The organism is Acidovorax sp. Root275, from assembly GCF_001428965.1.
GTDB classification, from domain to species: domain Bacteria; phylum Pseudomonadota; class Gammaproteobacteria; order Burkholderiales; family Burkholderiaceae_C; genus Acidovorax; species Acidovorax radicis.
This window is the reverse complement of sequence record NZ_LMJH01000001.1, coordinates 568373-582510: the sequence shown is the minus strand read 5'-3', so window position 1 is coordinate 582510 and position 14138 is coordinate 568373. Positions and strand designations below refer to the sequence as shown.

General features: G+C 67.3%; 15 protein-coding genes. 4 read left to right on the top strand and 11 right to left on the bottom strand.

Annotated features, from left to right (window positions below):
- Nucleotides 1–201: 201 nt before the first annotated feature.
- From ASE52_RS02700 to ASE52_RS02675, 6 genes are all read right to left on the bottom strand, one after another.
- Nucleotides 202–762, bottom strand: coding sequence for a VOC family protein (locus ASE52_RS02700; RefSeq protein WP_057225121.1), 561 nt, complete (start codon nucleotides 760–762; stop codon nucleotides 202–204).
- A 19-nt stretch (nucleotides 763–781) separates the two neighbouring features.
- Entirely contained in the window at nucleotides 782–1771 is a 990-nt protein-coding gene (locus tag ASE52_RS02695; protein WP_241776902.1) for a zinc-dependent alcohol dehydrogenase family protein, read from the bottom strand.
- A 26-nt stretch (nucleotides 1772–1797) separates the two neighbouring features.
- On the bottom strand, nucleotides 1798–2376 hold the full coding sequence (locus tag ASE52_RS02690; RefSeq protein WP_057223605.1) for an amino acid synthesis family protein: 579 nt from the start codon (nucleotides 2374–2376) through the stop codon (nucleotides 1798–1800).
- 29 nt (nucleotides 2377–2405) lie between these two features.
- A complete protein-coding gene (locus ASE52_RS02685; protein WP_057225119.1) occupies nucleotides 2406–3377 on the bottom strand; it encodes a tripartite tricarboxylate transporter substrate binding protein in 972 nt (323 codons plus the stop codon).
- Nucleotides 3378–3466: 89 nt separating this feature from the next.
- Entirely contained in the window at nucleotides 3467–4327 is an 861-nt protein-coding gene (locus tag ASE52_RS02680) for a fumarylacetoacetate hydrolase family protein (RefSeq protein WP_057223603.1), read from the bottom strand.
- A gap of 437 nt (nucleotides 4328–4764) precedes the next feature.
- The gene (locus ASE52_RS02675) at nucleotides 4765–5481 is read right to left on the bottom strand and encodes an FCD domain-containing protein (RefSeq protein WP_029413710.1); all 717 of its coding nucleotides are present in this window, start codon (nucleotides 5479–5481) and stop codon (nucleotides 4765–4767) included.
- 34 nt (nucleotides 5482–5515) lie between these two features.
- On the opposite strand from ASE52_RS02675, the gene ASE52_RS02670 reads away from it, so the two are divergent.
- Nucleotides 5516–6103, top strand: coding sequence for an NADPH-dependent FMN reductase (locus ASE52_RS02670; RefSeq protein WP_057223600.1), 588 nt, complete (start codon nucleotides 5516–5518; stop codon nucleotides 6101–6103).
- A 43-nt stretch (nucleotides 6104–6146) separates the two neighbouring features.
- Here ASE52_RS02670 and ASE52_RS02665 read toward each other — a convergent pair whose 3' ends face one another.
- Both ASE52_RS02665 and ASE52_RS02660 read right to left on the bottom strand, forming a co-directional pair.
- Nucleotides 6147–6689, bottom strand: coding sequence for a cupin domain-containing protein (locus ASE52_RS02665; protein ID WP_029413709.1), 543 nt, complete (start codon nucleotides 6687–6689; stop codon nucleotides 6147–6149).
- A gap of 151 nt (nucleotides 6690–6840) precedes the next feature.
- Complete coding sequence (locus ASE52_RS02660; protein WP_057223598.1) at nucleotides 6841–7950, bottom strand: alcohol dehydrogenase catalytic domain-containing protein; 1110 nt, start codon at nucleotides 7948–7950, stop codon at nucleotides 6841–6843.
- Nucleotides 7951–8086: 136 nt separating this feature from the next.
- Here ASE52_RS02660 and ASE52_RS02655 point away from each other — a divergent pair, with 136 nt between their 5' ends.
- Nucleotides 8087–9685 (top strand): bifunctional 3-(3-hydroxy-phenyl)propionate/3-hydroxycinnamic acid hydroxylase, encoded by a 1599-nt coding sequence (locus tag ASE52_RS02655; protein ID WP_057223596.1) that lies wholly within the window; start codon nucleotides 8087–8089, stop codon nucleotides 9683–9685.
- A gap of 77 nt (nucleotides 9686–9762) precedes the next feature.
- Nucleotides 9763–10173 (top strand): nuclear transport factor 2 family protein, encoded by a 411-nt coding sequence (locus ASE52_RS02650; protein WP_057223594.1) that lies wholly within the window; start codon nucleotides 9763–9765, stop codon nucleotides 10171–10173.
- Nucleotides 10174–10315: 142 nt separating this feature from the next.
- Here ASE52_RS02650 and ASE52_RS02645 read toward each other — a convergent pair whose 3' ends face one another.
- From ASE52_RS02645 to ASE52_RS02635, 3 genes are all read right to left on the bottom strand, one after another.
- A complete protein-coding gene (locus tag ASE52_RS02645; protein WP_057223592.1) occupies nucleotides 10316–11008 on the bottom strand; it encodes a response regulator transcription factor in 693 nt (230 codons plus the stop codon).
- Nucleotides 11005–12696 (bottom strand): HAMP domain-containing sensor histidine kinase, encoded by a 1692-nt coding sequence (locus tag ASE52_RS02640; protein WP_057223589.1) that lies wholly within the window; start codon nucleotides 12694–12696, stop codon nucleotides 11005–11007. The genes ASE52_RS02645 and ASE52_RS02640 overlap by 4 nt, the downstream gene beginning before the upstream one ends.
- A gap of 103 nt (nucleotides 12697–12799) precedes the next feature.
- Complete coding sequence (locus ASE52_RS02635) at nucleotides 12800–13363, bottom strand: hypothetical protein (RefSeq protein ID WP_057223588.1); 564 nt, start codon at nucleotides 13361–13363, stop codon at nucleotides 12800–12802.
- 307 nt (nucleotides 13364–13670) lie between these two features.
- Here ASE52_RS02635 and ASE52_RS02630 point away from each other — a divergent pair, with 307 nt between their 5' ends.
- A complete protein-coding gene (locus ASE52_RS02630; RefSeq protein WP_057223586.1) occupies nucleotides 13671–13997 on the top strand; it encodes a hypothetical protein in 327 nt (108 codons plus the stop codon).
- Nucleotides 13998–14138: the final 141 nt, after the last annotated feature.

The following is a 14138-nucleotide window of genomic DNA, read 5'->3' as shown; positions in this document are numbered from 1 at the left end:
TCCCATGGTGGCGGCACTTCGCGGGTGCTGCTGCCATGGGGAGTGTTTTTATCCCGCGCTGAAGCCAAGCAAACTGGGCTCCCTTTGGGAGCCTTTTTTGTTGCTGCGTCCATGCCTCTGCAAGCAGCTGAAAAGCCTCGCAAGCCCTGCGCGTCCTTGGATCCGCGATCAGAGGCGAAGGAGGCTCCCAATCGCCCTCGACTAAAGCTTCGATTTCTTCAACGCCTCGTTGCGCAATGCGAAGCGTGCTGCCCATTGCGACACCGGCATGAAGCTCGGGTCGGTGCGCACCACCCGCTCGGTCTGGGCCCAGATGGCCTCGTCGTCCTGGTCCAGGTCCAGCGGGTCGCCGTGGGGCTGGCTCACGTACCAGGGGGTGTCCAGGTACACCTCCACGGTGTTGTCTTCAGGGTCCATGCAGTAGATGGAGATCGCGTTGCCGTGGTTCAGGCCGCGCATCTTCGTCGCGCCCAGGGCCAGGGCCCGGCGGCGCGCCTCGCGCAGGTGGTCGATGGTCTGGACCTTGAAGGACAGCTGCATCACCGTGCTGGGCGAGTCGGCCCCGCGCCCGCCGGCCAGCACCAGTTGGTGGTGCTGGTCGTCGCGCCCGCTCAGGAACACGATCTCGAAGCGGAAGGTGACGCCCTCGCCCCGGTCGGTCTCCTGCATATCGAACACGCCGGTGTAAAAACGCTTCATCACCTCCAGGTCGCGGCAGAAGATGCCGCAGTGCGAGAGGTTGGCGCTGTAGGGTGGGTTCATGGTGGCGGCCTCCATGGGGTCAGGGGATGAGGACGAGCTTGCCCAGCGTGCCACCGCTGTCCAGCAGCTCGTGCGCCTGGCGGGCCTGCGCCAGCGGCAGGCGCATGGCGCGCGGTGCGCGCACCTGGCCGCTGGCCATCAGCGCAATGGCCTGCTCCATCAGGCCGCGGCGCTGCGCGATGTCGGCATCCACCGCGTGGATGGAGAAAGTGCGGATGGCAAGGCTTTTGGCCAGCAGCTTGCGCAGCTCGTCGAACACGTCGCTCGACGGCGGGCCGGCAAGGATGTTGTACGACACCGCCATGCCCGAGGGCGCCAGCGAGCGCAGGCAGGCGATGAAGAGCGCCGCACCCACATGGTCGAAGGCAAGGTCCACGCCCCGCCCGCCGGTGAGCTCCATCACGCGCTGCGGCAGGGCCTGCACATCGCCATCGACCAGGTCGGTGACCCCGTTCTCCAGCGCGAAAGCGCGCTTTTCCGCGCTGGATGCCGTACCGATCACGCGCAGCCCGCGCGAGCGCGCCACCTGCGCCAGCGCCGTGGCCACGCCGCCGGCCGCGCCGGGCACCAGGATGGCCTGCGCAGGCAGGTTGCCGTTGCTCGCCAGCAGCGCCAGCGCGAGCTGGAAGTTGCCCAGGCTCACCGCATCGTCGAAGGCAATGCTGGCCGGCAGCACGAAGGGCACGGCCTGGTCCACGCAGATGGCCTGCACATAGCAGCCGCCGCGCTGGGGCAGCTCGCGGGCACTGACCAGCACGCGCTCGCCCACGGCCAGGCGGTCCACGCCCGGGCCCACGGCGTCCACCACGCCGGCCAGCTCATTGCCGGGCACGGCGGGCAGCGGGGGCATCCATTTGTAGGTGCCGTTGCGGATCAGCACGTCCGGCCCGCCCGCACCGATGGCGTGGGCGCGCACGCGCACTTCGCCCGGGCCCGGCTGGGGCTCGGGCAGGTCCACGAGCGACAGCACTTCGGGGCCGCCGGTGACCTGCAGCTGCACGGCCTTCATCGTTATGGTTGTGTGTGCCGCCATGCTCAGCGCTGCCCGTCGTGCACAGACACCTGCTCGCGCGTGAGCCCGCCCAGGCGCGAGTGGACGCGCCCGCCATCGGCCATCACCAGCGCGAACAAAATCTCGTTGGGGCGCGGTGCGTCCTGTATGCCCACCTCGGTGCTGTTGAAGTGGCTGCGCACATAGGCCGCATGGATGTAGTGCAGCGGCACCATCAGCCGGTAGCCCGTGGCCGCCACGGCCTTGGCCGCCGGCACGATGGCCTTGGGCTCGCCCAGCACCTGGCGCATGGCCCAGCCGCCGGCCTCGTGCCACACTGCGCCGTGCTCCAGCTCGCCGTTGACGCCGACGATGGCCGCCTTGCTGTAGGCCTGCACATTTTCCTTGCCCAGGGTGTCCACCAGCTCCTGCGCCAGCAGGGTGCCCAGGCTGCGCAGCTCGGCCATGAAGGGCAGCAGGTCCGGCTCGTAGCGGCCGGCGTAGGGGTTGCGGATCACCGCGCAGGCGGCGGCCACGCGCAGCGGCGTGTCGGCCGGCGGGCCACCCTCGTGGTAGATGGTTTCGATGCTCAGGCTGCGTTTGCGGATGGCGATCAGGCTCATGCGAAAAGTCTTTCAGTCAAATGAGTGGTTCATTGTTTCGGTATCTTGGCATCGGCCACGACCTGCTGCCACTTGTCAATCTCGTGGCTCACCATGGCCTTCATCTCCTCGGGCGTGCTGCCGCGCGCCTCGCCGCCCATGTCCTCCAGGCGCTGGCGCACGGCCGGCGCCTGCAGCGCGCGCAGCACTTCGGCGTTGAGGCGGTCCACCACCGGCCGGGGCGTTCCGGCTGGCGCCAGCAGGCCGGCCCAGGAGCGCACGTCGTAACCCGCCACGCCCTGCTCGGCCACGGTGGGCACATGGGGCAGGCCCGGCCAGCGCTGTGGGCCGGTGGTGGCAATGGCGCGCAGCTTGCCCGCCTGGATGTTGGACATCACGGCCGTGGGCGGTGCGATGATGAAGGGCACTTCGCCGCCCAGCAGGGCGGTGAGCGCAGCCGCATCGCCCCGGTAGGGCACATGCATCAGGCTCACGCGCGCCATCTTGGCTAGCAGCTCGCCCGCCAGGTGGTGGGTGGACCCGACCCCCGCCGTGCCATAGGCCACGGTGCCGGGCGCGGCCTGGGCGCTGGCCAGCACCTCGCGCAGGCCCTGCACCTTGGCGCTGGCATTCACCACCACCAGGAAGGGAAAGAAGGTGACCGTGGAGACCATCTCGAAGTCCGCCACCGACTTGTAGGGCAGCGTGTTGTACAGAGCCCCCGCCACCGCATGCCCGCCCGTGGCCAGCAGCAGGGTGTAGCCGTCGGGTTTGGCGCGCGCCACCGTGGTGGCCGCGATGGTGCCGCCCGCGCCGGACTGCGCCTCCACCACCACCGGCTGGCCCAGGGCCTTTCCCATTTCCAGGCCCACGGCCCGGGCGATGGCGTCGGCATTGCCGCCGGGCGCAAAGCCCTGGTAGAGCTTGATGGCGCGCTCCGGGTAGGCCTGGGCCAGGGCCGGCAATGCCGGCCAGGCAAGTGCAGCCGCGCTGCAGGCAGCCAGTAGATGTCTTCTGTTCATGGTGTTTGTCTCCATGGGCGGCGGCCACCGTAGGGCCTTGCGCTCTACCCGTGTGTGTGGTGGATGGGATGTGAGGTGGGGGGGAAAGCTCAGCTTTGCGCGACCACCGGGTTGCGCAGCAAGCCGATGGCTTCGATCTCCACCTCCACCACGTCGCCAGGTTTCATGAACTGCGGGGGCTTCTTGCTCCAGCCCACACCGGCCGGCGTGCCGGTGATGATCACGTCGCCGGGCACCAAAGTGAAGATGGTGGAGGCGTAGGCGATCAGGCGCGGGATGGAGAAAATCATGTGGCCCGTGTGGCTGGACTGCACCACGGCTCCGTTCAGCCGCGTCTCCAGCTTGAGCTCGCGGCCGGGGGCGATCTCGTCGGCCGTCACCATCCAGGGGCCGAAGGCGCCGGTGGATTCGAAGTTCTTGCCCGACGCGATCTGCTTGGCGTGGAACTGCCATTCGCGCACGCTGGCATCGTTGTAGCAGCTGTAGCCCGCGATGTGCGCCCAGGCATCCACCTCGCTGATGCCGCGCCCCTCCTTGCCGATGATGACGGCCAGCTCGCCCTCCCAATCCAGCGACTCCGACACGTGCGGGCGCACGATGGGGCCCTGGTGCGGCGTCTGCGAGCGCCATACGCGCAAAAAGATCGGCGGCTGCTCGGACAGCTCGCGGTGCATGCCGGCGGCCAGCACCTCCTGGTGGTGGTCCATGTAGTTGCGCACCGCGCAGACGATCTTCTCGGGGCGGGGGATCACGGGCAGGTACACCACGTCGGCCAGCTTCGCATCGGCACCCAGCCCGGCCACCAGCGCATCGCGGCGCGCGAAGTCGGGGCTGGCGATGAAGTCGGCCAGCGTGGCATGGCCCGTGCGCGCCGCCAGTTCGGCCACGCCATCGTCGACGACAACGCCCCAGGTTTCACGGCCGGCGATCGAGTAGGACATCAGTTTCATGGGTTTCCTTCAAAGGGATGGGAGAGGTGAAAAGAACGGCGACCCGGAGTGAATTTTTCCAGCCGCACGAATTGGTGCATGAAGTTATTTTTATGCATAAAACATTGTAAATGCATAGTGGTTTACACCAAGCACAAAACTGAAGGGGCGCGAAAGAGCCTGCCAGCGGCGGCGCCTCAGGTAATCAACAGGGGGAAAGTTGCGGGTGGCCGGCACCCAACCCCGCGTGCGCCAGGCAGGCAGGGGCAAGCCCGCAGCGGCGTGCCGCCTGGGCTGCGTGGGCGCGGATGCGCTGGGGGTGCGCGAAGAGAAAGGCTGAAAAGGATGCACGGGGCCGCGATGGCCGCCAGGGCATGTAGGCGGTGCGTGCAGCCGCTACCGGTCAGTTGGATGACGGGACAGCCAGGAGCCCTTCAGCCCTGGTGGAGGCAGCTGGATCAGCCGTCCTGCTGCTCGACCTGGGCCAGCACCGCCATCACATTGCGCTGGGTGCTCAGGATGTGCTCTTCAAGCAGCGCGCAGGCGGTGTCCGCATCGCGGCGCAGCGTGGCGTCCATGAGCTTGCGGTGCTCGTTCGACTTGCGCCGCGAGGTCTTGCGAAAGCGGGCCGAGTAGCGGCGGTAACGCTCGGCCTGGTCGAACAGGCTGGCGCTCCAGGTGCGCAGGCGCTCCGACGGGCTGGCGGAGATCAGCGCGGTATGGAAGGCGGTGTGCAGTTCGGTCCAATCGTTGTCCAGGATGACCGGCCCATCGCCCAGGCGGCCTTCCACTTTTTCAAGCCGGTGGTAGGCACCCACCACAGATGCCTCCCATGCATCGTCGCCATGGGCGATGGATTCGCGCAGCGCCTGCACGTCCAGCATCACGCGCATGCGGGTGATGTCGGCCAGGTCTTCCTCCGAAATGGCGGCCACCCGAAAGCCGCGCCGCTCGTCGGCCCGGATCAGGCCTTCCTGGGCCAGGCGGCTCAGGGCCTCGCGCAGCGGGCTGCTGGAAAAGCCATACGCCGTCTGCAGTTCGTCGAGCTTGAGCTTGGCACCGGCACCGTAGGTACCGCTGAGCACATCGTGGCGCAGTTGTGCAAACGCCTGGTCAACCAGGGGCGGTGTGCGCGTGGGCGTTTCTTTTTTGTACATGTTTTGAATTTTATGCATAAACTCAAACAATTGAAAGAAGGAGCAAACCCCAGTGACCGCCAACCCGAACGCCGCCCCCACCCGCCTCGTTGCCATATCGGGCAGCATCCGCCGCGCATCGCACTGCACGGCTGTGCTGCGCAGCCTCACACCGCTGCTGCCACCCACGGCCACGCTGGAGTTGTTCCCGCTGGACGACGTGCCCATGTACAACGCCGACCTCGATGGCGACAGCCCGCCGGCCGCAGTCGCGCAGCTCAAGGCTGCCATCGCGGCTGCGGACGGCCTGGTGATCTGCTCGCCCGAGTACAACTACGGCATCCCCGGCGTGCTCAAGAACGCCATCGACTGGGCATCGCGCCCGGGCTTCGCCTCGCCGCTCAAGGGCAAGCCGGTGCTGGTCATGACCGCATCGCCCGGCACGGCCGGCGGCGTGCGCGCGCAGGCCCAGATCCGCGATGCCCTGGCCGCCACGCTGGCCCGGCCGCTGGTGCGCCAGCACATCGCCATCGCAGGCGTGGCCAGCCGCATCCAAGACGGCCGCCTGGTGGACGAGCCGACCCTGGGCTTCATCCAGGCCGGCCTGGTGGACCTGCTCGGCGAGATCCGCTGGCTCCAGGCCGCGCGCCAGCAGGCGTGATGCACGCAGGGACCTGCCGCCCCTGCAAGCCCCGTCATGGCCTTCAACCTGGCCGCCGCGCCCCCATCAGCACGAAGAGCATGGTGGCAGGCTGGTCGGTGTGGTTGCGCCAGGCGTGCCGGTTGCCGTGCTGCACCGCCACGTCGTGCCGGCGCAGCAGCACCTGGGCGCCGTCGTCCAGCTCCAGCGTGATCTCGCCCTCCAGCACCACGTCGTAGTCGATGCTCTCGGTGGTGTGCATGCCCGGGTGATCCTGCTCGAATCGCTCGGCCAGGCCCGGCACCTTCTGCGCAAACTCCGCACCAAAGGCCGCACCGTCGAAATCCGCGCGCATCATCACCGCGTCCGGCGGGAAGGTGACGAACATCAGCAGCGTCTCGCCCGCTGCCGGCACGAAACCGGTCTGCCCAGTGCGGTCGGCCACCGCCCCCTGGCCCAGCACTTCGCCGGCCGAGGTGGCCCACAGCAAGGCAGCGGCAAAGCCCTGTGCGCTCTCGAACTCCACGGCACGCGGCGCCACGCCGTCCGTGAACACCTGCGAGCGGCCGTTGGCACCGACCCCCGCGACGATTCGTCTGATTTGCATAGCAGCTACCTCCAGTTATCCGATACCAAAGCTCCGTGCGCAGGGCCCTGAAAGCGCACGGCCCCAGCCAGTGCCGCCGTGCAAGGGCCGCCCCGCCGCAGGGGCGGCGTCCCCCCTCAAGGGGGAAGGCGCGAAGCGACTCAGGGGGTCGTCAAGGATTTATGACGAAATTACTGAACCCGCCATTGCGCCCCGCAATGCCCGAGATCGCCTCGTTGATGCGGTCCAGCGGATAGCACACATGCTCGAAGACCGACAGGTCGAGCGTTCCCGCCTCGGCCATGTCCGCAATGTCCTGGCCCTCGCCCGCGGTGAACCAGGCCGAGCCTTCGATGGATTGCTGCTCGTCCATCATGGTGTGCAGGTCCATGCCCACCATGCCGGCAATGGCGCCGATGTTGTAGGCCCGCCCGCCGCGCTTGAGGGCGCGCACACCCTGCTGCAGCGTCTCGTGCGAGGCGCCGGGGCCCAGCGCGTCGAAGAAGGCATCGACCCCCAGACCCTCGGTGCGCGACTTCACCCAGGTATCGATGGCGCCGCCATCGGCATTCGAGAACACCTCGATGCGGCCGGGCGCGAGCGCCTTGACGCGATCCAGCAGCTCCTGGTTGCGGCCCGTGCCCAGGATGCGGGTGGCGCCCATGGCCAGCCCGAACAGTGCGCCGCCGATGCCCAGCGTGCCGCTGATGCCGTTGATGAGCACGCTCTTGCCCGGCCCCACGCCTGCCTTGCGCATGGCCGAGTACATGGTGCCCAGGTAGCCGAAGCGCGCCGCCTCATTGAAGCCCACGTTGTCGGGCAGCTTCACCAGCGCGTACTGCGGAGCGATCATGTACTCGGCCAGCCCGCCGTTGGGGTAGTTCTCATAGAGCTTGAGCGAGTTCTGCGAGAAGCCGAAGTAGCCGCTGAACGCATAGTGCGTGCAGTTGATCAGGTCGCCGTTGCGGCAGGCGCGGCAGCCGCCGCAGTACAGACTGGGGTTCACGTACACGCGGTCGCCCGGTTTCCAGGCATGCACGTGGGAGCCTACTGCCGTCACTTCGCCCGCGGGGTCGAGCCCGAAGACGGCCGGCAGCGGGGGCAGCGGCAGCTCGGGAAACCAGGTGGTCCAGTTGGCCAATATGTTGCCCAGGTTGGGCACGATGCCGCAGGCCCTGACACGCACCTGCACGTCATTGGCCGCTGGCTGGGGGATGGGCAATTGCTCGATCTCCATGGGGGCGCCGACCTGGTGCAGGCGGGCCGCTTTCATCATCGACATGTCGTCTCCTTGTTAAATGCACAAATCAAACTTTGTGCATTTTTTGACGGAAGCAAGAACATCGGCATCGGGATCAACCTCTAATGCACATTTTATTTTTTTATGCACAATTCACATTTATTGCATTAAAAATACCATGACCAGCCACACCCCATCTTCTGTAGACGTCGCCATCATCGGCTTCGGGCCCGTGGGCGCATCCCTGGCCGCCCTGCTGGGGCAGCGCGGGTGCCGCGTGGCAGTCTTTGACAAGTCCGAGCAGATCTACCCCCTGCCCCGCGCCTTTGCGCTGGACCATGAGGCCATGCGCACCTTCCAGCAGATCGGCATTGCCGGCGCGCTGGCGGCGCACATCACGCCCTACCGCCCCACCATCTACCAGGGCGCTGACGGCCAGCCCATCCAGCATTTCGACATGGGACCTGCGCCCTACCCGCTGGCCTGGGCACCGTCGTATACCTTCAACCAGCCGGCGCTGGAGACCGCTCTGCGTGCGGCCGTGGGCGCGCTGCCCAACGTGCAGGTGCATCTGGGCCACGAGGTCACCGATGTCCAGGAGGCGTATGGGGGCGCGGCGCTCACGGTGCAGGCAGCCGGCGGCAGTCCGCGCGAAGTGCATGCGCGCTATGTGGTGGCCTGCGACGGCGGCACCAGCCCTGCCCGCAAGCGCCTGGGCCTGCGCCTCAAGAGCCTGGATTTCGACGAGCCCTGGATCGTGGTGGACATGCATGTGAACGAATCCGTGCTGGCCCGGCTGCCCGACACCAACATCCAGTATTGCAACCCGGCACGGCCCTGCACCTATGTCGTCGGTCCGGGCACGCACCGGCGCTGGGAGTTTTTGCTGCTGCCGCACGAGGCCGAGCAGCGCGAGATGCCGCCCGACGCCATCTGGCAACTGCTGGAGCCCTGGCTCACACCAGGGGAAGCGACCATCTGGCGCGCCGCCACCTACCGCTTCCACGCCGTGGTGCTGGAGCAGTGGCGACAGGGTTCGGTGCTGCTGGCGGGCGACAGCGCCCACCAAATGCCGCCCTTTCTGGCCCAGGGCATGTGCCAGGGCCTGCGCGATGCCGCCAACCTGGCGTGGAAGCTCGACTGGGTGCTCAAGGGCCGTGCGGGTGAGGCGCTGCTGGACAGCTACGGCACCGAGCGCGGCCCGCAGGTGGAGGCGGTCACCGCCACCGTCAAGCGCCTGGGGAAGATCATTTGCGAGCGCGACCCCACCCGTGCCTGCGAGCGCGACGAGCACCTGCGCGCCCAGCAAGGCCACCAGGTGCGCATGCAGTTGCGCCAGAGTCTGCTGCCCGGGGTGCACCATGGCCTCATCGACCGCGATGAAGCACCGATGGGAACACCGTTCCCGCAGCCGGTCTGTCAGATCGGCACGGCAGGCCATGAACAAATGATGGACGACCTGCTGGGGCATGGTTTCGTACTGGTCCTGCGCGATGCACCCTCGGCAGAACAGTTGGCGCAATGGACCGACACGCTGCAGCGCTTGCAGGCGCAGGTGGAGTGCATCGACATCACCGCGCGCGCGGTGGCCGGCGTGCAGGCATTGCATGAGGCCGACGACATCCTTGCGCACTGGTTCGGCCAGCACGGATGCAGCGCAGCCCTGGTGCGGCCCGATCACATCGTCTACGGCGTGGCGCAAGGCACGCCACAGACCACCGAGCTGCTGCAGCGCGCCTGTGAGCACCTCACAGTGCCGGCAGCAACCGTCTCGTGACAACGCCGCAGCATTCCGCAGCGTCCCGCTGAACAGTACCGCCACCGCCCTCCGGGCTTTGAACACAACAGGTTCCCATGACATCCCCCACCGATTCCCCCTCCGGCGCCGAAGCCCTGCTGCTGGACCTGGAGGCCCAGCGCTGCGACGCCATGAAGCGCGCCGACTTTGCACGGCTGCGCGAGATCCTGCACCCTGGCCTGACCCATGTGCATGCCAAGGGGCAGACCGACGACTACGAAAGCTACTCCCGCTCCGGCGGCACGCACGTCGACTACGAGCAGATCGACCGGTCCGACTTGAAGGTGCAGGTGCTCGGCACCAGCGCCGTCATGACCGGCCGCCAGCTGCTGGTGGCCCTGCGCAAGGACGGCACCGGCACCGTGCGCATCGACTCGCGCGTGCTGCAGGTGTGGACGCAAGCGGACGGCGGAGCGTGGCGGCAGATTGCGTTCCAGACCACGCCGCTGGCGATGAGCATCACCTGATCTCGTGCGCGTTCGCAACAAGTCCTTGCAGGCTGTGGCCGGCCTGGACCACTTGGGCGCTGCGGAGGCAGCCTCCGTCAATGCAGCGCGACGCTGGTGCGCGCACTTCGGCGCTGTCACCCAAAACTCGCCTTGCCTTGGCTCAATCTGCCATCGCATCCAGCCGGTACCCAAACCCCCGCACGGTCTTGATCAGCGCGAGGGCATGGCCTTCGTCGATCTTGCTGCGCAGGCGGCGCACGTACACATCGACCACGTTGGTCAGCGGGTCCTCGTTGGTGCCCCAGACGTTGGAGAGGATCCGTTCGCGGCTGTACACGCGGCCCGGTGAGCTTATCAGCAGCTCCAGAAAGGCGAGCTCGCGCGCGGTGAGCGCGATGGACTGGCCCGCCCGGCTGGCCTGCATGCGTTCCAGGTCCAACACCAGGTCGGCCACCTGCAGGGTGCTGGCGCGCGGACGCTGCTCGCGGCCCCGCCGCAGCAGGGCCTCGATGCGGGCCAGCAGCTCCTCGAAGGCAAAGGGCTTGGTGAGGTAGTCGTCTGCGCCCAGGCGCAGGCCGTTGACCTTGTCTTCGGTATTGCTCAGCGCGCTGAGCATCAGCATGGGCATGTGGCGGCCTTCGGCGCGCAGGGTCTGGCAGAGCTCCAGGCCGCTCAGGCCCGGCAGCATCAGGTCCAGGAGCAACAGCACGCCGGGCTCGGCGCCGCGCGCCAGGGCCAGGCCTTCGGGCCCCGTGCGGGCGAGCTCCACGCGGTAGCCCTCGGCCTTTAGACCGCGCACCAGGAAGTCGGCCACGCGCGCATCGTCTTCCACCACCAGGATGTGCTTGTTCATGCCAGCACTCCCTGCTGTGCGCCAATCTGCTGCGGGGGTGCCATCAACAGCGGCAGTTCGATGCGCACCACCGTGCCCTGCTGCGGCACGCTGGCGATGGCGATACGGCCCTGGTGCGCCTGCACGATGGCCTGGGCGATAGACAGGCCGATGCCCGTGCCGTCGGCCCGGTGGGCGCGCGCCCGGCGCCCGCGCACGAAGCGCTCGAACACGCGGGGCAGTTCGTCCGCGTCGATGCCGATGCCTTCATCGCGCACCACTACCGCGACCTCCCCCACACCATTCGCCCCCGCCACGCCCTGCAGGCCGATGCGCACGGTGGTGCCGCGCGCTGAATAGCGCACCGCGTTGTCCAGCACGATCACCAGCGCCTGGCGCAGGCGGTCGGCGTCGGCCAGCACAGTGACCTGTCCGGTGGGCAGTGCGCCGCTGGCATCGCCATCCCCTTCGGTGCCGTCCAGCAGCAATTGCACCTGCACACCCTGCGGTGCGCCCAAGGTGGCGGCCTGCTCTGCGGCATCGCCCAGCAGGGCGCGCAGGTCCACCGGTGCCGGGTGCATCACCAGCTGGTCGGCCTCGGCCTTGGCGATGAGCAGCAGGTCATGGATGACGCGGGTGAGCTGGTCTACCCCGCCCACGATGCGCGCCAGGGTCTGGCGGTATTCGTCGGCCGGTTTGTCGCCGCCGCGCAGCGCGATCTCGGCTTCGCCGCGGATGGAGGTGGCGGGGGTGCGCAGCTCGTGGCCCAGGTCGGCGAACAGCTGGCGGCGGCGCTGGTCCAGGCGCTGCAGGGTGTCGTGTGCGGCACTCAGCTCCTGGGTGCGGGCCTGCACGGCGTCTTCCAGCCCGCGGCGCGCGGCATCGGCGCGCGCACGGTGCTGCTGCAGCTCGGCCGCCATGGCGTTGAAATGCTGGGCCACGCGGTCGAATTCGTCGTTGGAGCCGGTGGCCACGCGGTGGTCCAGTGCCCCGGCCTGCAGGGCCTGTGTGCCTTCGAGCAGCCGGTCCAGCGGGCGCTGCAGGCGCCGCTTGAGGTGTAACGCCAGCACCACGGCCACGGCCAGCGTGACGAGGGCCATGCCGATGGCCTGCGCACGCAGCACGTCGAGCCCGCGCTCGGTGGCGGCGCGCGCCACCGGCACGGCCGCGCGCTGGTGCGCGATGGCACCATTGATCAGCTCGCGCAGGTCGCGCCCGCGCGCCATATCGAACACCTGGGTGAGCTCGCTCCACAGGGCCGGAAAGTCGGCGCCCCGCTCCAGCGGCACCAGTTGCGCCAGCCGTGCCTCCACGGCCTGAATGTTGTCGCGCAGCAGCTCCGTCACCCCCACCAGCTGGGGCACCTCGGCGGGCATGCTCACGCCTTCGCGGCGCACGAGCTCGGTCCACAGCGCCAGGTCGCGCCGCACCAGATCGTCGAGGTTGGCAGCGCTGGTGTACATGCTGGCCACCAGGCGTTCGCGCTGCTCGGGCTGGGCATCGGTGTTCATCAGGCGCTGCAGGGCCCACACGCGCAGCCGCTGCTTGTTGGCTGACAGGTCCAGCAGCTCCGCCTGGATGTCGCTGGCCAGCCGGCTGTGCTGGGCGTAGTCGTTGACGCGGTTGGCGCCCCAGTACACAAAGGCGGCCTGGATGCAGACCAGGGCCACCAGGGCGGCAAAGGCCAGAGAGAGTCGTGCGCGGTACATGGCGGGCAAGGGAGGAAGCCCCGGATTATGAAGCCGGGCAGGCGCACTCGCAGTGCGCCTGTGGCCTTTGCGTACGAAGCTGCTGCCCCCACGCCAGGGCCGGTCAGTTGCCGGTGAATGGCAAGGACGAATGGTGCACCATGATGCGCAGCTTGCCCGCGTCATCCTTGACGAACGCCCAGGTCTTGTCCACCGTGGTCACCTTGCCGTCCTTGCCCGTGAACATCACATTGCCCATGGTGTTGGCCGAGTCACCGGCGATGAACACGGCACTATTGGCGATCTCGCACTTTGTCCAGCCCTTCAGTGCAAAGCCGGTGTCCTTGGGGAACGCCGGATTGCCCCCCACGAAGTACGAAAGCGCGCCCTCGCGAGTGACGCGAAAGGTCTGAGGCACCTCGGTAAGTGTCGGCTTGAAAAGCACCGCCCCCATCTGGTAGCCGTAGGCGCTGTCGATCACCTTTTCAGCGAGCGCCTTGGCAGCCGCTTGGCCGCCGGAGGTGTTGGCGTTGCTGATATCAATCAGCGCCTTGCACCAGGCTTGCTGAGCCGCCAGCACTTCGCTTTCGGAGATGGCGTGGTTGACGACCGGGCCCTTGGCCAAAGCGGGCAGTGCAGCTGCGCCGATCAGGAGGCTGGCGACGGCGATGCAGGTGGTTTTTTTCATGATTTTCTTTGGTTGAAGTGGTTTGATCTCGCAGTTGCCGGAGCGGCTGCCTGCGAGAACTAGAGTTCACCAAAGCAACATGGATGGGTTCTGACTTCTTGATGAGCCGAACGTGAGCGGAACATGAACATTCGACGAACCAAGGTCAGGCAGCCGCCCAGGGCGACTGGATGGACTCACACCCCCCAGCTACGAAGGACTCAGGCTTTGCTACAAAGTCAGTGAATTTGTTGCAAAACGTGTGATTGGTTGTCACACCAAAGTGCCCTGTTCAAAATAAGTGTCTCCATCCCGAAGGAGTGCCCCCATGCCCATGGAGCTACTGTTCGTCCTTGCACAGAGCAAGCTGCCCATGATGATCGAGAAGCCCTGCGACGTTGACAAGCTTCGCGTACTGGCGGCTGCCCAGCTCGTGGAAGCCCGACTTCCCAATGTTGACGCCCCTGCGCAAAAAGCAGAGGTTTTCGCTATTTCGCCGCAAGGACGGGCAGCGCTGGCAACCACTTATCCCCGTCACCACTTCAAGTTCGCAGCCGTCCAGTCCCCGCAGGGGTCACTCATTCCCGACTGGCTCCCTTCCCTGGACGTTTGCCACATGCAGCGCGACACAACCAGAACAACGCTGGATTCCTAGCCCCGGGGAAACAGCTCGCAGCAAGCGTTCAGAAATACAAAGGAATCGAGGTCTTGCCTCTTCAGGTGCTTCGATCCCCCGCTTTCGCTGCGATGACGGAGAGAAGGCGTGGTCCGCATGAGGTTTGCTTGCGGCGTTGCC